Raw genomic sequence first — 23,344 nt, forward strand, 5'->3', positions numbered from 1 at the left:
TCATTCGAGAAAACCCTGATGCTCGCATTCCTCATTCGCCGGCTGTTCCAGTCGGTCGTTGTCCTTCTGGTGGTCGGAGCGGTGTCTTTCGGCATGTTCCGCTTCATCGGCGATCCGGTGAACAACATGCTGGGGCAGGAACGCACGCAGGCCGACATTGCCGACCTGCGCGAGCGACTGGGGCTGGACCGGTCGGTCTTCGTGCAATACGCGGTGTTCCTGCGCAATGCGGCGCAGGGGGATTTCGGGGTCAGCTACCGGCAGGGGCGGCCCGTGGCCGACATCATCGCCGAGCGCGCGCCGGCCACGCTGGAACTGGCGGCGGTGTCGGGTGTGATGGCGCTGGTGTTCGGTATCGGGCTGGGGGTTATCACCGCGATCAAGCGGGACAGTCTGGTTTCCAGCACGATCATGACGCTGTCGCTGGTGGGGGTGTCCTTGCCCACCTTCCTGATCGGAATCCTGCTGATCTATGTCTTGTCGGTGCAGCTGGAATGGCTGCCCAGTTTTGGCCGCGGCGAGACGGTGCGGGTGGGCGGCTGGACGACCGGCTTTCTGACGCAATCGGGGCTGGTCGCGCTGATCCTGCCTGCGATCACGCTTGGGCTCTACCAGATGACGCTGATCATGCGGATCGTGCGGTCTGAAATGCTCGAGGTGCTGCGGCAGGATTACATCCGTTTTGCCCGCGCGCGGGGGCTGCGCGAGCGGTCGATCAACTTTCGCCACGCGCTGAAGAACACGCTGGTGCCCGTTATCACGGTGACGGGGTTGCAGATGGGCAGCATCATCGCGTTTTCCATCATCACCGAAACCGTGTTCCAGTGGCCGGGCATGGGGCTTTTGTTCATCAACGCGGTGCAGTTCGTCGATATTCCGGTGATGGCGGCCTATCTGATGCTGATTTCGGTGCTGTTCGTCAGCATCAATCTGGTTGTGGACCTGCTGTATTTTGCGATCGATCCGCGGTTGAGCATTGAGAGGGTAAAGGCATGATCCGCAGCTTTTCCGCGTTCTGGCATTCGGATTTCGGCTGGAAGTTCCGGCATTCGCCCACCGCGATCCTATCGGCGCTGGTCACGCTGCTTCTGGTCGGGGCGGCCATTGCCGCGCCGCTGATCGCGCCGTTCGATCCGTTCAACTCGGCCAGCCTGAACCTGATGAACGGGTTTTCCGCCCCGATGACGCCGAACGCCTTCACCGGACAGGTGTTCTTGCTGGGTGCCGACGATCAGGGGCGCGATGTGTTTTCGACCATCCTTTACGGTTTGCGCGTGTCGCTGTTTGTCGGCGTTTCGGCGGTGCTGTTCGCGATGGTGCTGGGCGTGACGCTGGGGCTGATCGCGGGCTATGTCGGGGGCCGTGTCGATGGCTTCATCATGCGGGTGGCCGATATCCAGCTGACCTTTCCGGCCATTCTGGTGGCTATGCTGATCTTTGGCATCGCCAAGGGCATCATCGCGCCGCAATACCGCGACCAGATGGCGATCTGGGTGCTGATCATTGCTATTGGCCTGTCGGACTGGGTGCCCTTTGCCCGTGTGGTGCGCGGGGCCACGATGGTGGAGAAGAACCGCGACTATGTGCAGGCCGCGCGGCTGATCGGGCGCAAGCCGGTGGCGATCATGGTGCTGCATATCCTGCCGAATGTGCTGAACCCCATTCTGGTGATTGCCACCATCTCGCTGGCGCTGGCCATCATCGCCGAAGCCACGCTGAGTTTTCTGGGGGTGGGCGCGCCACCGACGCAGCCAAGCCTTGGCACGCTGATCCGCATCGGGCAGACCTTCCTGTTTTCCGGCGAGTGGTGGATTCTGCTGTTCCCCGCCGCCACGCTGCTGGCGCTGGCGCTGGCCGTCAACTCTCTGGGTGACTGGCTGCGCGATGCCCTGAATCCGAGGCTGAAATGACACCTCCTCCTGTTCTGTCCGTGCGCAACCTTGTGGTTGCGATCCCGTCCCGCGCCGGCATCAGCCGTCCGGTGAACGGCATCAGCTATGACATCGCGCCGGGGGAAATCCTTGGCGTGGTGGGCGAAAGCGGGGCCGGAAAGTCGATGGCGGGCAATGCCATCATCGGTCTGCTGGACCGGCCCGCGCATATCGCATCGGGGGAAGTGTGGTTGAACGGCAACCGCATCGACAACCTGCCGCCCGATGATCTGCGCCGCATCCGGGGCCGCCAGATCGGGATGGTGTTTCAGGACCCGCTCACCTCGCTCAACCCGCTGTTGCAGATTGGCGACCAGTTGACCGAGACGATCCGCGAACACCTGCCGATGAGCGCGGCACAGGCGCGGGACCGTGCGGTGGCCGCGTTGGAAGAGGTGGGTATTCCCGCCGCTGCGGAACGGTTGAACAGCTATCCGCACGAGTTTTCGGGCGGGATGCGGCAGCGTGTTGTGATCGCACTGGCGCTGTGCGCCGAGCCGAGTCTGGTGATTGCGGACGAGCCGACGACGGCGCTGGATGTGTCGGTGCAGGCGCAGATCATCGCGCTGCTGCGGCGGCTCTGCCGCGACCGTGGCACTGCGGTGATGCTGGTGACGCATGATATGGGCGTGATCGCCGAGGCCGCTGACCGGGTGGCGGTGATGTATGCCGGGCGTCTGGCCGAACTCGGGCCGGTGCGGTCGGTGATCCATGCGCCACGGCATCCCTATGCGGACGGGCTGATGGGTGCGATGCCGTCACTCTCCATCGGGCAGCGGCGGTTGCGCCAGATCCCCGGGGCCATGCCGCGCCCGTCGCGCATTCCGCCCGGCTGTGCGTTCAACCCGCGCTGCCCGCGCGCGGCCGATAAATGCCGCGTTGATCCGCCGCCCACACTTGCCGATGATCCGCAGGGTCGCGCCGCCTGCTGGTTCCCGATGGAGCATCCCGCATGACCGCCTTTGTCGAAGTGTCCCATCTTGGCCGCAGCTTTGATGTGTCAAAGCCCTGGCTCAACCGTGTGATCGAACGCCTGCCGCGCCGCAATCTGGTTGCAGTGTCGGATGTATCGTTCCAGATCGAGGAAGGCGCGGTTTATGCGTTGGTCGGTGAAAGCGGGTCCGGCAAGTCGACGATCGGGCGGATGCTGGCGGGCCTGATGACGCCGAGCGAGGGGCAGGTGAGGGTGGCGGGGGCCGACCTGCACGCCGACCCTTCGGCGCGCAAGGCGGCGGGCATCCAGATGATCTTTCAGGACCCCTATGCCAGTCTGAACCCGCGCTGGCGGGTGCGCCGGATCATCTGTGAGCCTGTGGTGGTGGCTGGCGGTGAGACGGCGGGGCTGGCCGAGCGCTTGCTGGAACAGGTGGGCCTGTCTGCCGAGGATGCCGAAAAGTTCCCGCACGAGTTTTCCGGCGGGCAGCGGCAGCGTATCTGCATCGCCCGTGCGCTGGCGGCGAACCCGCGGCTGATCATCTGTGACGAGCCGACCTCTGCCCTCGATGTCTCGGTGCAGGCGCAGGTTCTGAACCTGATGAGCGATCTGCGGGATGAACTGGGCCTGACCTATATGTTCATCAGCCACGATCTGACGGTCGTTCGCCACATGGCGGACCGGATCGGGGTTCTGTATCTGGGTCGCCTGATGGAAGAGGCCACGCCTGCGCAGCTTTTCGCGCGGCCCCGGCACCCCTATACCCAGATGCTGCTTGCGGCGGCGCCGCTGATGGACGGGCGCACGCGCGAGATTGATCTGCCCAAGGGCGAGGTGCCGGACCCGATCTCGCCGCCGCCGGGCTGTGCGTTCAACCCGCGCTGTCCCTTTGCGGTGGACCTGTGCCGCAAGGAGCGGCCGGAGTTGCGCGAATTTGGCGGATCACGCGTGGCCTGCCACCGTGCCGAAGAGATCGCGGCGCAATCCGCTGCCTGAACGCGGCCCCTTCCGGTCAGGAAGGGGCAACCTCGGCTTCGGCCTCGACCTCGACCAGATACTCTCCCACCAGATCGACACCGCCGATCAGGGTATTGGCCGGGCGTGCCGCGCCAAAGGCCCGGGCATGGGCGGCAGAGACAGCTTCCCAGTCGCGGACATGGCGCAGGTAGATGCGGGTGCGCACCACGTCTTCCTCGCGCCCGCCGAGCGAGACGATGGCCGCCTTCACCTTGTCGAAGGCGAAAAGCGCCTGACCGCTTGCATCATCGGGGCAGACCGTGGTGCCGTCGGGGGCCGTGGCGGTGGTGCCGCTGACGAGGATGCGCGATCCGCTGCGCACGCCACGCGAAAATCCGGCCTTGGTTTCCCAGATGCTGCCGGATTCGGCATGGGCGCGGCCCTGACGGGAGACGACGGGAAAGGGCGGCGGCAGCGCGTCGAGATGGTGGCTCAGATCTCCGGAGGCGGTGAGAAACGGGGGCTTGCGGTATTCGTCGCCGCAGTCACCGGGGATGGGCGAGAGGGTGGCAAGCGCCTGTTCGATCTCGGCATGGTCTTGCGCTGTCAGCGTCAGCGAGAGGGCGCGCAGGTTGTCGCTGCGGTGGTCGGCCTCTGTCAGCCTTGTGCCGATGATGCAGGCGGAAATGCCCGGCTGGGCCAGTGTCCAGGCGGTGACGATGTTGGAAATTGACGCCCCGTGCCGTTCGGCCACTGTGTCCAGAACCGTCAGGAGGGTCTGGAACCGGCCCCAGCCGCCTGCGGTGTCGATGAAGCGTTTGTATTTCATCCGGCTCCAGTCGGCGATGTCGGCGGGTTCCGGCGCGCCGAGGTTGCGCTGCGACAGAAAACCCCCCGCCATGCTGCCGAAGGCGAGGATGGAGACCCCGTGTTCGGCGGCGACTTCGGCCATGTCGGTGCGCGCGCGCCGGTCCAGCATGGAAAAGCACACCTGATTGGATGCGATGGGCAGCCCGTGCATCAGCAGCATCCGCAGATGGGCGGCGTCAAAGTTGGTCAGCCCGATCTCGCGGATCAGCCCTTCCTGCCGAAGCGCGGCCAGATGGCGGAGCGCCTCGAGATAGGTCTGATCCTCATAGCGCCACCAGTGGAACTGCATCACGTCGATGCAGTCGAGGCCCAGCCGGTCCAGCGCGCGTTCCACCCCGGCGCGGACTGTGCCTGCGTCCATCGGGCCGGGGGGCGGGCACCATTTGGTCAGGATCGTCGGCGGGGTCTCGCCTGCCTGACGCATGGCCTTGTGGACCATTCCGGCCACGATTTCGGCGCTGCCGTAGTGATCGGCCATGTCAAAGCTGTCGAATCCGCTGCGCGCATAGGTTGCCAGCGACTCGGCGGCGGCATCGAGATCGAGGTGGCGGCCGTCGCGCTCCTGATCGGCGATCTGCCACAAACCCGTGACCATACGGCGAATCTGCACCCTGTGGCCGAGTGTGACATGTGGCGGTGTTTGCATGATTGCCCCCTGTAATTTTCGCACAACTGTGCGCATATTGAACGCCAAGGCAAGGGGGGCGTATGAAGATCGGTTTGGTGGTCAATCCTGTGGCGGGTCTTGGCGGGGCGGTCGGGCTGAAGGGCACCGACGGGGCCGATACGGTGGCCGAGGCGCTGCGGCGCGGGGCCGAGCCGCAGGCGGGGCTGCGGGCGCGGCGGGCGCTGACGCGGCTGGCAGCGCGGGTTCCGGGATGCGCGATATCGGTCGCGCCGGGGCCGCTCGGGGCAGATTGGGCCGCCGGGCTTGATCTGCGGCCCAGCATCGCGCCCCTGCCCGAGCGGCGCGGAACCGCGCATGACACGCGCGCGGCGGTTCTGGCCTTGGCCGATTGCGACCTGCTGGTTTTTGCCGGTGGCGATGGCACCGCGCGCGACGTTGCAGCCGTTCTGCCGCAAGGCCGTGGCCTTCTGGGCATTCCGTGCGGGGTCAAGATGCATTCGGGCGTCTTTGCCATCTCGCCCGAGGCGGCGGGGGCGGCCTTGGCCGATCTTTGTACGGCGCAGGGCGGGGTGCAGTGGGATGATTCTGCCGAGATCATGGATATCGACGAAGATATCTTGCGGGCCGGACGCTTGGCTCCGCGCCTGTATGGGTTGGCGCGCGTGCCGCGTTTGCGCAGCCGGATGCAGGCGGCAAAGGGCGGGCCACGTCAGGATGCGGCAGCGGCGCTTGCCGGTGCTGCCGCCGAGATTGCGCGCGGAATGGAAGCGGGCGTGTTGTATCTGATCGGTCCCGGCACCAGTGCGGGGGCGGTGGCGCTTGCGGCGGGGCATCGGCCCAGTCTGCTTGGCACCGATGCCATGCTGGACGGGAAGATGCTGGCACGCGACGCACGCTCTGCCGATCTGGAGCGGCTGGCGCAGGGTCGCAGGGTGAGGATCATTCTCGGGGTCACGGGGCAGCAGGGGTTCTTGCTGGGCCGGGGCAACCAGACGATTTCGGCTGGCCTGATCGCACAGGCCGGACGGGAGGGGCTTATCGTGCTGGCCACGGCGGAAAAGCTGGGTGCCTTGGCGCAGCCGATGCTGTGGGTCGATACCGGCGCGCCTGCGCTTGATGCGGATTTGACAGGTTTTGTGCAGGTCCACACCGGCCCGAGGCAGCGAAGGCTGATGCGAATTGGCGCGGCGGCATAAAAGGACTTGTGCGCACAGAGAACTTTTGTGCAATAATCGCGCCAATGAATTTTCACAGTAAAGGAGCGCGTGATGACGGGACCAACCCGAGCCCATCCCTGGATGGCCAATTCCGCACCGGGGATGCTGGAGGCGATGCTGGCCGAGATCGGTGCGGCGAACCTTGCCGAGGTGTTGGAGCAGATTCCGCAGGACCATTTCCGCAAGACGCCGCTGAACCTGCCGCCGCAGCTTGCGTCGGAGATGGAGTTGAAGCGCGACCTGCTGGGCAAGCTGCGCAAGAATGCGACCTGCGAGGAGAACCTGAGCTTTCTTGGCGCGGGGGTCTGGCAGCACCATGTTCCGGCGATTGTCGACGAGATTGTGGGGCGCACCGAGTTTGCGACCAACGTCTGGGGCAGCTACCAGTCGGACCACGGGCGCAATCAGGCGTGGTTCGAGTTCTCGTCGCAGCTTGGCGCGCTCTTGAACCTCGATGTGGTGCAACTGCCTGTTTATTCATGGGGCTGTGCCATCGGCCATGCCATCCGCATGGCAGCGCGCAAGACGGGGCGCAACAAGGTGCTGCTTGCGCGGCTGTCTGATCCTGAACGCCTGTCGGTGATCCGCACCTATTGCCAGCCGCAAGAGATGGATGGCGCGATCGAGATTGTGCTGGTGGAGCCGGATGCCGCGACGGGGCGGCTTGATCTGGCCGATCTGCGGGGCAAGCTGGGGCCAGATGTGGCGGCGGTGTATTTTGAAAATCCGGCCTATCTGGGCACCATCGAAACCGAAGCCGCCCAGATTGCCCGCCTGACGCGGGCGGCGGGGGCGGAGACGATCGTGGGCGTCGATCCGATCAGCCTTGGCGTCATGACCGCGCCCGGCGATTATGGGGCCGATATCGTCACCGGCCCTGTGCAGCCCCTCGGTGTGCATATGAATTGCGGCGGCGGGGTGGGCGGCTTTATCGCCTCGCGCGACGAGCCGGAATATGTGCATCAGTATAACGGCTTTCTGGTGTCGGTGGCCGAAACGGTGCAGCCGGGGCAGCTTGGCTTTGGCTTGGCCTGCCCGCACCAGAACTCTTACGGCCAGCGCGAGCATGGCAATGACTGGACCGGCAATTCCACCTATCTGTGGGCCATCGCCGGCGCGGTTTACATGAGCCTGCTAGGACCTGACGGATTTGCCGAGGTGGGGCGGCTGATCATCTCCCGCGCGCGCTATGCGGCAAAGCTGCTGGCCGAGGTGCCGGGGGTGCGGGTGCATTGGCCTGACACCACGTTCAAGGAATTCGTGGTGAACTTTGACGAAACCGGCCTGAGCGTGGCCGAGATCAATGACCGTCTGCGCGCCCGGGGCATTTTCGGGGGCAAGGATCTTTCGGGCGAAGGGCTGGGCCTTGGCCAGTCTGCCCTGTGGTGCGTGACCGAGGTTCACAGCGCCGCTGACCTGCGCCGCGCCGCACAAACTCTTTCGGAGGTGTTGAAATGACCCGTCTGCCCAATTTTCACGCCGCAAAATGGGATGAGCCCGTGGTGATGGAGCTTGGCCGCCCCGGCGGGCGCGGCCAGTTGTTTCCGGCGCCGGAAGCCGAAATTGCCGAGGCGGTCGGAGACAACCCCGTGCCGGAAGCGATGCGGCGCAAGGACCGCCCTGTGCTGCCCGAGATCACGGAGTTCGAGGCGCAGCGGCATTACCTGCACCTGAGCCAGATGACGCTGGGCATGATGGGGGTCAGCCTGTTTGGCACCTGCACCATGAAGTATAATTCCAAGACATCGGAGTTTGCGACATGGCGGCCCCAGATCGCCGAGGTGCATCCCTACCAGCACCCCGACACGCTGCAGGGTGTGCTGGAAATCATGCATGACTTTGATGGCATCCTGCAATCGCTGTCGGGGATGGATCAGTTCGTGTTCCAGCCGGGGGGCGGCGCGGATGCCGCCTATACGATGACGGCGGTAGCGCGGGCCTATTGGGCCGATCGCGGGCAGTTGGGCCAGCGCACCGAGATGGTGACCAGCATTCAGGCGCATCCGTGCAATCCGGCCACGGCGGCGGCGGCGGGCTTTACCGTCATCAACCTGCCGCTGGAGGAGAATGGCTATCCCTCGCTCGAGGCGCTGAAGGCGGCGCTGAGCGAGCGGACGGCGCTCATCATGCTGAACAACCCGGATGACATGGGGATCTACAACCCGGAAATCCGCGAATGGGTGCAGGCGGCCAAGGATGTCGGCGCGCTGTGTTTCTATGACCACGCCAATTTCAACGGGGTGATGGGCAAGCTTTCGGCGCGCGAGCTGGGGTTCGATGCCTGCATGTTCATGCTGCACAAGACCTTCGGTGCGCCGAAAGCCGGGGGCGGGCCCGCCGTGGGGGCCTTCGGCTGCTCGGCCGAGCTTGCGCCCTATATGCCTGCGCCGGTGGTGGCCAAGCAGGGGGATCGCTATGTGCTGGACGAGGATCGGCCTAAGTCCTGCGGCAAGATCCGCGAGTTCTGGGGCAATGTCCCGCAGGTGGTGAAGGCCTATGCCTGGGCCCGTGCGATGGGGGCCGAGGGGATCCAGCTTGCCAGCGATATCTCTGTCGTGGCCAACAACTACATGGATCACCGTCTGGCCAAGCTGCCCGGCATTGAGCGGTCCAATCCCGATGTGACCAAGCGGCGGATGGAGATGACCCGCTGGTCACTCGCGCCGCTGCATGAGGAAACCGGGATCGGGACGGTGGAGATTGCCAACCGCATGGCCGATTACGGCATCGACCCGTGGTGGATGAGCCACGAGCCGTGGATCGTGCCGCAGCCCTTCACGCCGGAAGCGGGGGAGTTGTGGTCGAAGGAAGATATCGACCTGTGGATCGATGTGCTTGCCAAGATCATGCAGGAGGCGCGGGAGAACCCCGAACTGGTGCGCACGGCCCCGCACAACCAGCCGATTGCGCAGGTCAAGGGCGATGCGTTCGAGAACCCGTCGAAATGGGCGATGACGTGGCGCGCCTATCTGCGCAAGCGGGATCAGGCCGCAGCACAGGGCGCGGCCTGACCCCATGCTGCGCCTAGTCCGCGAGGACCGAGATGCCCTTGAGCGGCAGCGAAGGCGGCCGACCCAGAACAAGGTCGGCCGTCATGCGGGCCGTCATCGGTCCGGCGCTGAAGCCGACCCAAGGGAACAGCGCGAGGAAGAAGCCCGGCAGGCCCGGTGCCTCGCCCAAGATGGGGCGCCAGTCCGGCGTGCCGTTCACCCATGCGGTCCACGACCGCAGGGCGCGGACGCCCGCGACGCTTGGCACCACGCCCGCGGCCATGCCCATGTTGCCGGTCAGGCTGCGCGGATCGGTGACCAGCCCGTCGCCGCGCACGGCGGCGGGCCAGCCGCCGCCGATCACCAGCCCGCCGTTCGCCACCTGCTTGAGCGACAGCTTTCCGACTGCCGAATAGACCAGATGCGGAATGGCGGCGGCCATCGGTTCGGTCACCGTGACCTGCAGGGGAAAGCCATCGATGCCAAGACGCAGGCCGAGCATCCCCGCGATCTGCCCCGCCGCCGCGCCCGCCGCATTGACGACGCGGCGCGCGGTCAGGTTGCCCTTGTCGGTGCTGACCGTGTAACCCTCTGGCCCCGCCTCTATCGCGGTCACGCGGGTGTGGCGGTGTATCTTCGCCCCCGCACGCTCTGCCGTGGCAGCGATGGCCGGGGTCGCGCGCAGCGGGTTGGCCTTGCCTTCACGGGCGCAGAAGCCTGCGCCGATGGCATCCTCGGCCAGATAGGGCGCGATGGCGCGCAGATCGGTGCGATCCAGCACGACAGTCTCTACCCCCGCCTCGGCCTCGATCCGTGCCTTGGCGGCGATGGCCTGCATCTGGGCATCGGTCCGCGCGACCACCAGCCCGCCCGCCAGCTTGACCTGCAAATCCTCGCCCACACGCTCGGACAGGCCCTGCCACAGCGTCAGCGAGTCAGTCAGAAGCCGCAGGCAGGGCGCATAGGCGCGCGCCCAAGCCTCGCCGTAGGCCACGAATTCGGGATACTGGATTTGCAGGTGGATCGAACCGGCATTCGCGCCCGACGCCTGCGCGCCGAGTTCCCCCGCCTCGAGCAGGACCACATCCGCGCCGCCGTCGGCCAGATACATCGCGGTCATAAGGCCAGCGATACCGCCCCCGACCACCACAACATCCGCTTTTTGTTGCATCACAACCCCCGTGCCGGTTCGCGCCGGTCGTCAGAAAGGACAAAGACATGAAGACCTTCAGCGGCAGTTACACTGTCACCATCACCCCCTTTACCGAGGACGGGTCTGAAATCGACTATGCCGCGTGGCGGCGGTTTCTGGATTGGCAGTTGGCCTGCGGCGTTCCCGGCATCATCATCCTTGGCACCACCGGCGAATTCCTGACGCTGACCGATGACGAGCGCGGGGCCTTTATCGACGCCACCGTCAAGCACATCGGCGGACGCATTCCGGTGCTGGTCGGCTCGATGAACGCCTATACGCCCAACGCCGTGCGCTATTCCCGGCAGGCGCAGGACCTTGGGGCTGACGGGCTGATGATCATTCCGCCCTATTACTACACGCCGACCGAGGACGAGATCTTCAACTATTACAAGGCGATCTGCGAAGGCTGCGATCTGCCGATCATGCTTTACAACAACCCCTTCACGTCCAACGTGGACATGAGCGCCAAGCTGGTGGGGCGGCTGACGAAATCCTTCGAGCAGATCCGCTATATCAAGGAGGCCAGCCAGCGGATCGAACGCATCCACGCGATCATCGTCGAATCCGACGGGCTGATGAATGTCTGGGCGGGCCAGCAGGTGCTGGAAAGCTACAAGATGGGGGCCAAGGGCTATGTGAACCCCTATGGCAACTACATTCCGCGGGCGAGCGTCAAGTTCGTCGAATATGCCGAGCAGGGCCGGTGGGATGACGTCTGGGCGATCCAGTCGCTGATCCAGAAGTTTGATGCGATCATCACCAAGGGCCATCCGCTTTATGGGCACCAGTGCTATTCCAAGGCGCTGGCGGCGGCGGCGGGCTATCCGGTGGGGGATGTGCGCGCGCCCATCACCACCTTTGCAAGCCTTGGCGCCGAGGGGCGCGAGCGGGTGGCGGCGATGGTGCCGCTGATGGCAGAGCTTGACCGTGTGGTGGACCAGATCGAAGGGCGCGCGAAGGCCGCTGAATAGGCTCATCTGATGTAAGCCGCTCCGTTGATGTCGAGGGTCGCGCCGGTGAGATGCCGCGCGCGGCCCGAGGCCAGAAACACCGCAAGCTCGGCGATTTCCTGCGGCGGCACCCATTCGCCCATCGGCAGTTGCGCGGTGACGGCGGCAACGCCGCCGGTGCGTTCGGCGCTTTCCACGCTCATCTGCGTGGCGACGACGCCGGGGGCGATGACATAGGCGAGGATGCCATCCTTGGCATGGTTGCGGGCCACCGTCTTTGTGGCGGCCGCGATGGCCGCCTTGGTGGCGGCGTAGGCGATGGCACCGGGGTTGGTGGTGCCGCGTGTCGTCACCCATGACCCGATGCCGATGATGCCGCCCTGCCGCCCTGCGGCCAGCCAGTCGCGCACCGCAAGGCGCATGAGTTGGGCGGGGGCGAGCACGTTGATGCGCCACGCCTCATCCCATGTGTCATCCCACAGGGCGGCGTCATCGGCGATGCCGCCCGCCTGCCGCATGATGGCGGCATTGTTCACCAGAACGTCGGGCAGGCCCTCGGCACAGACTTCGGCCCAGAAGGCGGGGATACAGGCCGGATCGGCGAAATCGGCCGAGACAAGGCGCGCGCGGTCGGGGGCAGAGGTGATGGCTGCCTCGGCCCCCGCGCGGTCGCGGCCGTAATGGGCGATCACCCGCGCGCCCGCATCCAGCATCGCGGTGGTGATGGCGGCCCCGATCCCCTTGGAGGCGCCGGTGACAAGGACAGTGCGGCCTTCGAGCATGGTCATCGGTTACTTCCTTGTGATGAAGGGCGTGTTGCGCAGGGCGGGGTTTGACCGCGCATAGGGCGCGGGCAGCACGATCTGTTCGCCAAGGGCCAAGGCCGCGCGCCATGCCCAGTGCGGGTCCCAGAGCATGCCGCGCGCGATCGAGATCATGTCGGCCTGACCCGAGGCGAGAATGGTTTCGGCCTGCACCGCTTCGGTGATCTGGCCCACGGCCATCGTGGGAATGGCGCTTTCCGTGCGGATCTTTGCGGAAAAGCCCACCTGATAACCCGGTCCGGTCACGATCTTCTGCCGGTTGTCCAGCCCGCCCGACGAGACGTCGATCATGTCGCAGCCCGCGTCACGCAGGGCAGTGGACAGGGCGACCGCCTCATCCGCGTGCCAGCCGCCTTCGACCCAGTCGGTCGCCGAGAGCCGCAGGATCACCGGGTAATCGTCCGGCACGGCGGCGCGCACGGCGCGGAATACCTCGAGCGTCAGGCGCAGGCGGTTTTCCAGACTGCCGCCGTAGCGATCTGTCCGCTGGTTCGAGAGCGGCGACATGAACTGGTGCAGCAGATAGCCGTGGGCGGCGTGAATCTGGATCAGGTCAAACCCCGCGCGCACCGCACGCCTTGCGCTGTCGGCAAAGGCGGCGATCAGCGCGGCAATCGCGGATTCATCCATCGCGCGGGGGGTGTGCCATGTGTCGAGATAGGGCAGGGCGCTGGGACCGACGGTTTCCCATGCCTCATCGCCCTGTGCCGGACCGCTGCCCTGCCACGGCGGCAGGGTGCTGGCCTTGCGTCCGGCATGGGCAAGCTGGATGCCGATCTTGGCCGGGCTTTGGCGATGCACGAAGTCGACGACCTTGGCAAAAGCCTCCTCTTGCGCATCGTTCCACAGGCCGGGGCAGCCGGGGGTGATGCGGCCCTCGGGCAGGACGCCCGTCGCCTCGGCGATGATCAGGCCCACGCCGCCCAGTGCGAACTGACCCAGATGCACCATGTGCCAGTCCGACGGCACCCCGTCATGGGCCTGATACTGGCACATCGGGGCCACCACGATGCGGTTGGGGACCGTCAGGCCGCGAATGTCGATGGGGGTAAAGAGCCTGCTTGCCATGCTCGTTCCTTCAAGTTTGTGATTGAACCAATGGTTCGTGCGATATATGAACTTATGTGCGATATTATGCTCTGGCTGTGAAGCCCTGACAAACAAAAAGGACATGGAACATGACTGCACTTCCCGTCGCTGCCAGCACATTTCCCTTTCTGTATTCGCGCGATGGTCTGGATGCGCTCAAGCACTTGCGCGGTCTGGGCTTCGATGCCTTCGAGATGATGATCTTTCCTCCGCATTGCTGGCCGCGTGAACTGAGCGTCACCCAGCGCCGCGAGACGAAGGCCTGGCTGAATGGCGAAGGCGCACGGCTTACGTCTTTCTGCTATCCGCTGCTGGACAACAACCCCAATGGCGTGGACCGTCTGATGCGGGCCTATACGCTGGACCGTTACCGCGAGGCGATCGATCTCGCCGCCGAATGGAGCTGCCCCTATGTGGTGGCGATTCCGGGGCCGGTCAGCTCGCTGATCAACCCGCCGCGCGAGTGGATGCTGAACTGGTTTGTCGAGGGCGTGCAGGAACTGGTGCGCTATGCCAAGGGCACGGGCGTGGAGATCCTGCTGGAAAACGTGCCGTTTACCTTCCTGCCGAGCGCGCAGGACATGGCCGACACGGCCAAGCTGATCGGGCCGGAAGTGGGCATCAACTTTGATATCTGCAACTCGGCCTACATCAAGGAAGACCCTGCTGCCGCGATCCGTATGCTGGGGTCCTTGGTCAAGAACGTGCATATCTCGGATTCGGGCTATGGCGAGTTCAAGCACGAGCGGCTTGGCACCGGCATTGTCGATCCGGCCCCGGTTGCAGCGGCGCTGAAAGAGATTGGCTATACGGGTGATACCGTGCTCGAGATCATCACCGATGCCTTGGTGCCGGGGGCCGATCCGGATGGCGACATTCTGGCCAGCAAGGATATTCTGGTGCAGCACGGCTGGAAACCGCTGGGCTGAGGTGCCTTTGCCCTGATCCTGCCTGCGCGGGATCAGGGCTTGATGCGTTCAGGGCAGGCCCGCTTCGACCGGATAGACATGGCCTGTCAATCCGGCGGCGGCATCGCTGGCAAGAAAATGGGCGAGATTGGCGACATCTTCGGGCGTGGCCATGCGGCCCAGCATAGTATCCGCGGCCAGCGCGGCCAGCGCCACCTCGGGCGCCGGACCCCCGTTTTCATGGCGGGTGACGATGCGCGAGATCAGGGCCTCGGTGGCGATCGGGCCGGGGGCCAAGGCATTCACGCGCACGCCTCTTGGCCCCAGTTCCATCGCCGCCGCGCGCATGACGCCGATCGCCGCGTGTTTCGAGGCGGTGTAGAGCATCTGTCTGGGATGCGCCCGAAAGCCGTTGATCGAGGCCATGATGATGGCAGAGCCATGCCCCGAGGCGGCAAGCGCATCGGCAAAGCTGCCGAGCGTGCTGGCGACGCCCCAGACGTTCACGGTCATCACACGGTGCCATTCGGCGGCGTCCAATTCGGTCACCCCGCGCCACGGCGGCACAAGGCCGGCATTGGCGACCACCACGGCAACCGGTCCCAGCCGCGCTGCGACCGCCTGCATTCGGGCGGGTGCTGCCGGATCGGCCAGATCGACCGCGACCCCCTCCCATTCCGGGGGAAGCGCCTCTAGCATTTCGGGAAGGTCAAGCGCGACGATGCGCGCGCCAGAGGCAGCCAGCCGTTCGGCTATGACCCGCCCCAAACCGCCCGCCGCCCCTGTCACAACAGCCGTGCGTCCGGCCAGATCTTGTATCACGCTCATATTGCACGCCGCTTTCGATAGGATTATGGTGCCTGTGTTTGTCGCACTTTTGTTCGTCATGTGAACGAATGCAAGTGTATTCTGGTCAGGCGAAGGGTGGGCAATCTGGTGGCGGATCATCGAAATGTGACAATACTTGGCGCGGGGTCGATCGGGCTTTCCTTTGCCGCCGTGTTTTCCGACGCCGGATTTCATGTCACGCTATGCGATCCTGACGCGGAGCGGCGGGCGCAGGCGCAGGCCGGCCTTGACGTGCAGCGCGAGGCGATTGCGCTTGCGGGTCTGGGGCGCGGTGAGGCGGGGCCGATCACCGTCGCGGCGGATGCCGGTGCGGCTTTGCCGCTTGCCGATCTGGTGATCGAATGTGGCCCGGAATCGCTTGCCATCAAACAGGCGATCTTTGCCGATCTGCTGGCGCGCTGCCACGCGGATACGGTTCTGGTCACCGCATCTTCGGCGATCCAGATGTCGCATATCGTGCCTGCGGCAGAGGATCAGCGGCGCTGTCTGGTTGCCCATCCGGTCAATCCGCCCGCCGTGCTGCGCCTGATCGAGCTTTGCCCTGCCCCCGGCACGCAGGCCGAGGCGGTAGAGCGCGCGGCCGACCTGTTTGGCGCCGCGGGGTTCGAGCCGGTGCGCATGCGGCGCGAGATCGAGGGGTTCGTGCTGAACCGCCTGCAAGGCGCAGTCCTGCGTGAAGCCTATCGCCTTGTCGACGAGGGCGTGACAGATGTAGCAGGGATCGAGGCGGTGATGCGGCTCGGGCTCGGTCCGCGCTGGGCGCTGTCCGGCCCGTTCGAGACGGCAGAACTGAACACGCCGGGGGGCATCCGCGCCCATGCAGCGCGCATGGGGCCAGCCTATGCGCGGATGGGTGCGGCCCGTGGCGAGCAGGTGGATTGGCACGCGGGCCTGATTGACAAGGTGGAAGCAGAACGCCGCAAGGCGATTGCCGCCGAGCGCCTGCCGCTGCGGGCGGCATGGCGGGCGCGGGCGGTGGCACGCCTTGTTGCGGCGCGTGACGCCTTGATGGGAGACAGACCGGAATGACGCAACCCCTTGGCCACTTTACCTTTGACGGGCAGCAGGTGCCGCTGCGCCCCGGCCAGTCACTGGCTGCGGCGCTGACAGAGGCCGGTCTGCGCCAGTTCCGTGCGACCGCCAAGGGCGCGGCGCGCGGCATGTTCTGCGGCATGGGCGTGTGTCAGGACTGTCTGGTGACAGTCGATGGCGTGCCGAACCGGCGCGCCTGCATGACCGCCGCGACGGCAGGGCAAGAGGTTCAGACACAGGTGCCGTTTCCCGATCTGGGGTCCGCTTCGGTGCCGCAGGCTTCGGCACCGGCGCGGGTGATTGCACCCGATGTGTTGATCGTGGGCGGCGGGGCGGGCGGTCTGTCGGCGGCCATTGCCGCGCGGGAGGCCGGGGCCAGTGTCATCATTCTGGATGAGCGCAAGGTGGGCGGGGGGCAGTATTTCAAGCAATCCGCCGTCGGCGCGCCGCTGGATGCGCAGCAATCGGATGGTGCGGGGCTGCTTGCGCGGGCGCTGGCCGCAGGGGCCGAGCTGATTGGCGAGGTGGAAATCTGGGGAGCTTTTGACGGGCTGCTGTTTCTGGCCGAACACAAGGGGGCCGCGCTGATCGCGCGCCCAAAGGCTGCCATCATTGCCACGGGTGCCTATGAGCGGCCCGAGATCCGGCCCGGCTGGACGCTGCCCGGCGTGATGACGACGGGCGCGGCGCAGACCCTGTGGCGCAGCTATCGCACCCTGCCGGGGCGGCGCGTGGCCATCGTGGGCTCCGGGCCGCTGAATCTGCAGGTGGGGCGCGAACTGGCCCAAGGCGGGGCCGAGGTTGTTCTGATCGCCGAAAGGGGGCCAGCCCCTTGGCTGCGCCCCTTGGCCTCAGCGGCGCTTGCCTTCGCCGATCCGGGTCTCGTGCTGACGGGGCTGCGCACCTTGGCCGATCTGCGCAAGCGGGGCGTGCCGATCCGGCACGGGACCCGGCTGGAGAGGATTGATGCGGCAGAACAGGGGCTGCGGGTGACGGTCGAAGGTGCAGGCGGGAAGACCGCCGTTACCGCCGATGCCGTGCTGATGAACGCCGGGTTTGATCCGCAGAATGAGATCCTGCGCCTGCTGGGCGCGCGGTCAACCTATGATCGGGCCTTTGGCCATTTGCGCGTGACACGGGATGAGACCTGCGCGACTTCGGTGCCAAGGCTTTACGCCGTGGGGGATTGCGCGGGCCTTGGCGGCGCGCCTGCCGCGATGGCCGAGGGGCGCATTGCGGGGCGGGCGGCGGCGGCGGCGCTCGGGTTTGGCGATGGCTATGATCTGTTCGCCGACCATCGTCGCCTTGCCCGTTATCGCCGCTTTCAGAAGCATCTCTGGGCCTTGCATGATGTGGCCCCCCGCTTGCCCGATGTGCCGGATGACACGCTGATCTGTCGCTGCGAGGAGATCGATGCGGGCCAGATCCGGCAGGGGCTGGCCGAAACGCCCGGCCATGCGGGCACGCTGAAGCGGGCGACGCGTGTTGGCATGGGGCGCTGTCAGGGGCGATACTGCGGGCCTGTCGCGGCACGGCTGGTGGCGGCGGCGACGGGTGCCGCGATGGACGAGCGCAGTTATTTCGCCCCGCGCGTGCCGATAAAACCGGTGGCGATTTCCGCGATCCTGGCTGCCGAAGAGGCGCTGAACGATGCGCGCTGATGTGCTGGTGATCGGCGCGGGCATCACGGGGATGATGGCCGCGCTGCACCTTGCGGACGCGGGCGCCGAGGTGCGCCTGGTGGATGCGGGCGAGAACGCGGGCACCTGGGCCAATGCGGGCAGCCTGCACGTTCAGATGCAAAGCCGGTTCATGCGGCTCTATCCCGATCAGGTGCCTGCGGTCGAGGCGTCGCTGCCGCTCTACAAGGCCGCTGCCGAGGAATGGGTGCGGCTGGATGCGCTCTATGGTCCGTTCGAGTTGGTGCGCAAGGGCGGGCTGATGCTGGCCGAGGGTGCCGACCAGTTGCGGTTTCTGGAGGGCAAGGCGCGGCGCGAGGCGGCGCAGGGCCTTTCGGTGGAGATTCTGGATCGCGCGGCGCTGGACCGTTTTGCGCCGTGGCTGGGGCCCCAGATCGTCGGGGCGGAGCTATGCCGTGACGAGGGCAAGCTGAACCCGCTGATCGCCAATGCGCGGCTGATGGCAGAACTGGCGCGGCGCGGGGTGCAGATCATGCGCGACCGGGTGGTGCGGCTGGAACATCGCGGCGACGGCGTGATGGCGACGGGGCGCAACGCAGCCTATCGGGCGGATCAGGTCATCGTGGCCTCGGCCTGGGGGGCGGGTGAGGTGGTGCAGGATCTGGGTGTCGCGATCCCCACCAAGGCCGAACCGCTGCATATGAACATCACCGAAGCGGCGGCGGTGAGCATCGGCCATCTGATCCAGCATGCGGAGCGGTCGATCACGCTCAAGCAACTTGGTCAGGGCCAGATCGTGATTGGCGGCGGTTGGCCCGCGCGGGACCGCGGGCGCGACATGCCGCCCGAGGTGCTGGCGGCGTCCTTGCTGGGCAATGTCGCGCTGGCCGCGCGGCTGGTGCCGCAGATCGGCGGGCTGCGGGTGATCCGCACCTGGGCGGGCATGAACACGACCGCCGATGGCGCAAGCACGATTGGCAGGCTGCCGGAGGCATCGCGCGTGGTGATGGCGCTGCCCGGCGATGCGGGCTATACGCTTGGCCCGCTGGTGGCGCGGCTGGCGGCAGGCGTTGCGCTTGGCACCGTGCCAGACGGCGAGGTGGCCGGTTTTGCGCCGGCGCGCTTTGCGGCCTGACCCCTGGCGCCCTGACCCCTAGCGCTTGAGCGATTCGCGGATGTTGCGCACCGTTTCCTGAAGCTTGGGCAGCACATATTCGATGGCGCTCGCAGGGGTCATGCGCACGGTGGGAATCCCCACGTTGATGGCACCCACAAGACCGCCCGCCGAGTTGTGCAGCGGCACCGCGATGGACATCAGGCCGGTTTCAAGCTCTTGGTCCACTAGCGACCAGCCTTGGTCGCGGACCTGTTCCAGCACGCGGCGGAACTCGGCCGGATCGGTCACGGTGTGTTCGGTCATCCGGGTCAGCGGGATGTGCTGCAACATGCCCGGCCACATTTCGGGCGGCTGCGCGGCCAGCAGGACGCGGCCCGTGGCGGTGCAATGGGCCGGAAAGCGCGCGCCCACGGTGATGCCGACGCTGATCACCCGGTGATATTGCGCGCCCGAGACATAGACCACGTCGAACCTGTCGAGAACTGCCGCAGAGACCGATTCCCGCAGCTCGCTCGACAGGTGGTCGATGAAGGGGCGGGCGATGTCCCACGCGCCCTTGGAGGACAGCACGGAATAGCCGAGTTCGAGAACTTGTGGCGTAAGATCAAAGAGTTTGCCATCGGCCACCGCATAGCCTTCGTGCACCAGCGTGAGCAGGATGCGGCGCGCGCCGGCGCGGGTGTTTCCGGTTTCCGCCGCCACTTCCGAAAGGGTCATCTTGCGGCGGGTGCGGTTGAAGGCGCGCAGCACCTCGAGCCCGCGCGCCAGACTGGACACATAGTCACGCGGGTTCAGCCCGCCGTTCTCGTCATCGCTCCAGTCAGGGGATGCCGTCATCAGACCTGTCCGCGCCGGATTGCGTGGCGGCAGGGCATCAACCGTGGCCTCGTCCTTTTCAATCACTTCTTTGGCCATCGGCCACCTCCGCATAAACGTCCGGGTCTTCGTGTTTTGGCGCTCTTCGTAGCACAGCCAAATCTCATCCTATACCGAGAAATACGCTTGTTTAGGACTTGATTTTGAATCCGCTTTCATTGTTATATCGCACAAGAGTGCGTTATGTGAACATTAGCACCGCAGGGAGATCGAAAAAATGAAGAATAGCCTCACTTTTCCGAACGGACTGACGAGAAGAAACCTGCTGGCAGGGCTTGCTGCCGGCACGGTGATGTCAACGCTGCCGCGCCGCGCCCATGCGCAGGATGTTACCCTGCGCTGGTGGTCGCCGCAGGGCGCGCCTGCGCAGGCAGAAGCCTACAAGTTCCAGATTGCCGCGTTCGAGGCGCTGAACCCCGGTATCAAGGTGGTGTTCGAAACGACGTCGGACGAAGGCTATGCCCCGCAGCTTGCCGCCGCCTTCGCCAGCGGCGAGGTGCCCGATATTGTCACGCACCTGCCATCCTTCTCGGTGCAGACCTATTATGCGAATGGTCTGGTCGAGCCGTTCGACGATGTCATCAACGCGATTGGCGCGGATGACTATTACGCCGGTGCCAATGACGTGTTCAAAACCGCCGATGGCAAGTATTGCGGCACGGGCATCGGCAACACTGCCGCCAACATGCTGTGGCTGCGCCGTGACCTGATGGAAGCCTCTGGCATTGCCGCCGCTCCGGCGACATGGGACGAGCTGCGCGCTGCCTGCCAGACACTGCAGAAGGACGGCGTTTTCGGCGCGCCGCTGCCCTATGGGCAGAATTCGATGACATCGCTGATCTTTATCGGCTTCATCCACGGCGCGGGCGGTCAGGTGTTCACGCCCGATCTTCAGGTCGCCATCGACAGCGAGCAGACCCGCAATGCGCTGGAATTCTACAAATCCATGCGCGAGCTTTGCCCGCCGGGTGCCACCAACTACAGCTGGGGCGAAAGCCTGACGGCCTTTGTTTCCGGCGCGACCGCAACGGGTATCTATGCCGGGCGCGTTCTGGCCAATGTCGTCGCGCAGAATCCGGGCATCGCCGACCATGTGACCTGCACGACCTATCCGACCATTTCGGCCGATGTGGCGCCGTGGACGTTCAACGACTTCCCGAGCGTGTTCATCCCGGCGCAGTCGCGCAACAAGGACGCGGCCAAGGCCTTTGCCGCCTTCCTGTTCAACCCCGAAGGATACATCAAGCAGCTGCACGCCGCCCCCGGTCACGTCTTGCCGGTTCTGAAGTCGATCAACGAGAACCCGGCCTATCAGGACAATGACATCATCCGGAAGTATCCTGCCGAGGTCGATCTGATGTCGAGTGCTGCGGCAGGCGGCTATAACCTTGGCTATGAAAGCAGCGCCCATGCGTCCAACGAGCGCGCCGGCGAGGTGATTGCCTCCAACGCGATCTCCGATCTGGTGCAGCGCGTCGTGCTGAACGGCGATGATGTCAACGCGGCGCTTGGCGATTGTGCCAAGGCGATCGAAGCCATCATGAAGGCCTAAGGCACTGGCGGACTGTCTGTTACACAGGCAGTCCGTATCTTGAAGGAAATCCCATGGCTGCCCCACTCCACTCTTCGCTGGAACGCCGATACGCGCGTCTTGGCCTGCTGTTGATTGCGCCGACGGTGCTAATCTTCTGCGCGGTCATTGTCTATCCGCTCGTATCGGCCATCTATCTGTCGCTGTTCCGTGTGTTCACGCCGACGCTGGAAAGCAGTTGGGTGGGGCTGTCCAACTATCGCGAACTTCTGGCGAGCGGCCTGTTCTGGAAGGCGTTGTGGAATACGCTGGTCTGGACGGCGGGCACCTTGACCTTGCAGATCGTGCTGGGCATCGGGATGGCGCTGGTTCTGCACCAGAATATCTGGTTCCGGTCGCTGGCGCGCTCGCTGATCCTGTTTCCCTATTTCATCTCGACCGTGGTGGCGGTTCTGGTCTGGAAATGGGTGTTCAATGATCTTTATGGCATCTTGAACCATCTTCTGATGCAGTCCGGCATCATTTCCATGCCGATCGACTATCTGGGCAGCATGCCCAATGCGATGATCTCGGTCATCCTTGTCGGCGCGTGGAAGTATTTCCCCTTTGTGGTGATCGCGGTGCTGGCGCGGCTGCAGACCATTCCCGAGCCGCTTTACGAGGCCGCCCGGATCGACGGGGCGGGGCCGATTGCGCGGTTCTTCGATGTGACGCTGCCGCAGCTTCGGGATGTGCTGGTCGTCATCGTCATGCTGCGTGCGATCTGGGATTTCAAGGAGTTTGACCTGATCTGGCTGCTGACCGGGGGCGGTCCGTCCTCTTCGACTGAAACGCTGCCCATCGTCGTCTACCGGCAGGCCTTTGCGCTGAACCAGATGGGGATGGCGGCGGCCTGGGCGGTTTCGATGATGGCGATCCTGCTGGTCTTCATGATCGTCTATATCCGCCGCACCCGCGAGAAAGGGCCTGCATGATGCGCAAATACCTTGGCCCCGTCGCGCTGAACCTCTTTGCGTGGACAACCATCATTGCTGTCGCCTTTCCGCTGTTCTGGATGCTTGTCACCTCGGTCAAGCCGCAGTCGGAACTGTTCCGCCGCCCGCCGACGATGCTGCCCGAAAGCTGGACGCTGGAGCATTACTGGCACCTGCTGACGCAGACCAATTTTCTGGTCTATTTCCGCAACTCGGTGATGCTGTCCACAGTGACGACGCTGCTGGTGGTGACGGTGGCCACGCTGGGGGCCTACAGCCTTGTGCGCTTTCGGTATCGCGGGCGGGAAAGCCTCGCCTTCCTTGTGCTCTTTACCTATCTGCTGCCGTCGGTCGTGCTGATCATCCCGCTGTATCTGATGCTGGTCAGCCTTGGCCTGTCGAACACGCTGTTTTCGCTGGTGATCGCCTATACCACCTTTGCGCTGCCCTATGCGCTGTGGCTGATGCGGTCATTCATGGCGGGCGTGCCGGATGATCTGGAATATGCCGCGATGGTGGACGGGGCTAGCCGGATGGGGGCGTTTGTGGACGTGATCCTGCCGCAGCTTTTGCCCGGCATCATCTCGACCGCGCTTTTTACCTTCATCCTGAGCTGGAACGAATATCTTTACGCGCTTGTCCTTGTGAACTCGGACGGGGCGCGCCCGCTGACCACCGGCGTGATGAACATGCTGATCTCGTCCTTCAACATCGAATGGTCCCTTCTGATGGCGGCCTCGGTGATGATGAGCGTGCCCCTGATCATCGTTTTCGCCTTCCTGCAAAGCTATCTGACCCGCGGCTTCGGCGCGGGCGCTGTGAAAGGCTGACC

The 23,344-nt window shown here is 65.2% G+C and carries 21 protein-coding genes; 15 read left to right on the forward strand and 6 right to left on the reverse strand.

Going from position 1 to position 23,344, the window contains the following annotated elements; genetic code table 11:
* Positions 1–18 precede the first annotated feature (18 nt).
* From G3572_RS10655 to G3572_RS10670, 4 genes are read left to right on the forward strand one after another with little or no spacing between them, the layout of a single operon-like run.
* Positions 19–996, forward strand: coding sequence for an ABC transporter permease (locus tag G3572_RS10655; RefSeq protein WP_164611601.1), 978 nt, complete (start codon positions 19–21; stop codon positions 994–996).
* Complete coding sequence (locus G3572_RS10660; RefSeq protein ID WP_164611603.1) at positions 993–1,910, forward strand: ABC transporter permease; 918 nt, start codon at positions 993–995, stop codon at positions 1,908–1,910. Before G3572_RS10655 ends, G3572_RS10660 begins: the two co-directional genes overlap by 4 nt.
* Positions 1,907–2,887: an ABC transporter ATP-binding protein gene (locus tag G3572_RS10665; RefSeq protein WP_164611605.1), complete on the forward strand. Its 981-nt coding sequence runs from the start codon at positions 1,907–1,909 to the stop codon at positions 2,885–2,887. Before G3572_RS10660 ends, G3572_RS10665 begins: the two co-directional genes overlap by 4 nt.
* Positions 2,884–3,861, forward strand: a complete 978-nt coding sequence (locus tag G3572_RS10670) for an ABC transporter ATP-binding protein (protein WP_164611607.1) — start codon at positions 2,884–2,886, stop codon at positions 3,859–3,861. The genes G3572_RS10665 and G3572_RS10670 overlap by 4 nt, the downstream gene beginning before the upstream one ends.
* 16 nt (positions 3,862–3,877) lie before the next feature.
* On the opposite strand, the gene G3572_RS10675 is transcribed toward G3572_RS10670, so the two are convergent.
* Positions 3,878–5,338: an aldo/keto reductase gene (locus G3572_RS10675; protein ID WP_164611609.1), complete on the reverse strand. Its 1,461-nt coding sequence runs from the start codon at positions 5,336–5,338 to the stop codon at positions 3,878–3,880.
* Between the two features lie 62 nt (positions 5,339–5,400).
* Here G3572_RS10675 and G3572_RS10680 point away from each other — a divergent pair, with 62 nt between their 5' ends.
* The 3 genes from G3572_RS10680 to gcvPB all read left to right on the forward strand — a co-directional run bounded on the left by G3572_RS10680 (position 5,401) and on the right by gcvPB (position 9,548).
* A complete protein-coding gene (locus G3572_RS10680; protein WP_164611611.1) occupies positions 5,401–6,516 on the forward strand; it encodes an ATP-NAD kinase family protein in 1,116 nt (371 codons plus the stop codon).
* Between the two features lie 72 nt (positions 6,517–6,588).
* On the forward strand, positions 6,589–7,995 hold the full coding sequence (gcvPA, locus tag G3572_RS10685) for an aminomethyl-transferring glycine dehydrogenase subunit GcvPA (protein ID WP_164611613.1): 1,407 nt from the start codon (positions 6,589–6,591) through the stop codon (positions 7,993–7,995).
* Positions 7,992–9,548 (forward strand): aminomethyl-transferring glycine dehydrogenase subunit GcvPB, encoded by a 1,557-nt coding sequence (gene gcvPB, locus G3572_RS10690; protein ID WP_164611615.1) that lies wholly within the window; start codon positions 7,992–7,994, stop codon positions 9,546–9,548. Before gcvPA ends, gcvPB begins: the two co-directional genes overlap by 4 nt.
* A gap of 13 nt (positions 9,549–9,561) precedes the next feature.
* On the opposite strand, the gene G3572_RS10695 is transcribed toward gcvPB, so the two are convergent.
* A complete protein-coding gene (locus G3572_RS10695) occupies positions 9,562–10,698 on the reverse strand; it encodes an NAD(P)/FAD-dependent oxidoreductase (protein WP_164611617.1) in 1,137 nt (378 codons plus the stop codon).
* 47 nt (positions 10,699–10,745) lie between these two features.
* Between G3572_RS10695 and G3572_RS10700 the strand changes: the two genes are divergently transcribed.
* Complete coding sequence (locus G3572_RS10700; RefSeq protein ID WP_164611618.1) at positions 10,746–11,693, forward strand: dihydrodipicolinate synthase family protein; 948 nt, start codon at positions 10,746–10,748, stop codon at positions 11,691–11,693.
* 2 nt (positions 11,694–11,695) lie between these two features.
* Here G3572_RS10700 and G3572_RS10705 read toward each other — a convergent pair whose 3' ends face one another.
* Both G3572_RS10705 and G3572_RS10710 read right to left on the reverse strand, forming a co-directional pair.
* Positions 11,696–12,460, reverse strand: coding sequence for an SDR family NAD(P)-dependent oxidoreductase (locus G3572_RS10705; protein WP_164611620.1), 765 nt, complete (start codon positions 12,458–12,460; stop codon positions 11,696–11,698).
* 3 nt (positions 12,461–12,463) lie between these two features.
* A complete protein-coding gene (locus tag G3572_RS10710) occupies positions 12,464–13,564 on the reverse strand; it encodes an NADH:flavin oxidoreductase/NADH oxidase (protein WP_164611622.1) in 1,101 nt (366 codons plus the stop codon).
* 110 nt (positions 13,565–13,674) lie between these two features.
* Between G3572_RS10710 and G3572_RS10715 the strand changes: the two genes are divergently transcribed.
* A complete protein-coding gene (locus tag G3572_RS10715) occupies positions 13,675–14,514 on the forward strand; it encodes a sugar phosphate isomerase/epimerase family protein (protein WP_164611624.1) in 840 nt (279 codons plus the stop codon).
* Positions 14,515–14,562: 48 nt separating this feature from the next.
* On the opposite strand, the gene G3572_RS10720 is transcribed toward G3572_RS10715, so the two are convergent.
* A complete protein-coding gene (locus G3572_RS10720; RefSeq protein ID WP_164611626.1) occupies positions 14,563–15,321 on the reverse strand; it encodes an SDR family NAD(P)-dependent oxidoreductase in 759 nt (252 codons plus the stop codon).
* Positions 15,322–15,429: 108 nt separating this feature from the next.
* Between G3572_RS10720 and G3572_RS10725 the strand changes: the two genes are divergently transcribed.
* The 3 genes from G3572_RS10725 to G3572_RS10735 are packed head-to-tail and all read left to right on the forward strand — an operon-like array spanning position 15,430 to position 19,149.
* Positions 15,430–16,371 carry a 3-hydroxyacyl-CoA dehydrogenase NAD-binding domain-containing protein gene (locus tag G3572_RS10725; protein WP_164611628.1) on the forward strand — a complete coding sequence of 314 codons (942 nt, stop codon included), beginning with the start codon at positions 15,430–15,432 and terminating at the stop codon, positions 16,369–16,371.
* Positions 16,368–18,035, forward strand: a complete 1,668-nt coding sequence (locus G3572_RS10730) for an FAD-dependent oxidoreductase (protein WP_164611630.1) — start codon at positions 16,368–16,370, stop codon at positions 18,033–18,035. The genes G3572_RS10725 and G3572_RS10730 overlap by 4 nt, the downstream gene beginning before the upstream one ends.
* Positions 18,025–19,149 carry an NAD(P)/FAD-dependent oxidoreductase gene (locus G3572_RS10735; RefSeq protein ID WP_164611631.1) on the forward strand — a complete coding sequence of 375 codons (1,125 nt, stop codon included), beginning with the start codon at positions 18,025–18,027 and terminating at the stop codon, positions 19,147–19,149. The genes G3572_RS10730 and G3572_RS10735 overlap by 11 nt, the downstream gene beginning before the upstream one ends.
* Before the next feature lie 18 nt (positions 19,150–19,167).
* On the opposite strand, the gene G3572_RS10740 is transcribed toward G3572_RS10735, so the two are convergent.
* The gene (locus G3572_RS10740) at positions 19,168–20,046 is read right to left on the reverse strand and encodes an IclR family transcriptional regulator domain-containing protein (RefSeq protein ID WP_164611633.1); all 879 of its coding nucleotides are present in this window, start codon (positions 20,044–20,046) and stop codon (positions 19,168–19,170) included.
* A gap of 178 nt (positions 20,047–20,224) precedes the next feature.
* Between G3572_RS10740 and G3572_RS10745 the strand changes: the two genes are divergently transcribed.
* Genes G3572_RS10745 through G3572_RS10755 form a run of 3 tightly spaced genes read left to right on the forward strand, consistent with a single transcriptional unit; the run spans position 20,225 to position 23,342 of the window.
* On the forward strand, positions 20,225–21,559 hold the full coding sequence (locus G3572_RS10745; RefSeq protein WP_164611635.1) for an ABC transporter substrate-binding protein: 1,335 nt from the start codon (positions 20,225–20,227) through the stop codon (positions 21,557–21,559).
* 53 nt (positions 21,560–21,612) lie between these two features.
* Positions 21,613–22,512, forward strand: a complete 900-nt coding sequence (locus G3572_RS10750; RefSeq protein WP_164611637.1) for a carbohydrate ABC transporter permease — start codon at positions 21,613–21,615, stop codon at positions 22,510–22,512.
* Positions 22,509–23,342 carry a carbohydrate ABC transporter permease gene (locus G3572_RS10755; RefSeq protein WP_164611639.1) on the forward strand — a complete coding sequence of 278 codons (834 nt, stop codon included), beginning with the start codon at positions 22,509–22,511 and terminating at the stop codon, positions 23,340–23,342. Before G3572_RS10750 ends, G3572_RS10755 begins: the two co-directional genes overlap by 4 nt.
* Positions 23,343–23,344 lie beyond the last annotated feature (2 nt).

Source organism: Pseudotabrizicola algicola (assembly GCF_010915705.1).
Taxonomy (GTDB): domain Bacteria; phylum Pseudomonadota; class Alphaproteobacteria; order Rhodobacterales; family Rhodobacteraceae; genus Pseudotabrizicola; species Pseudotabrizicola algicola.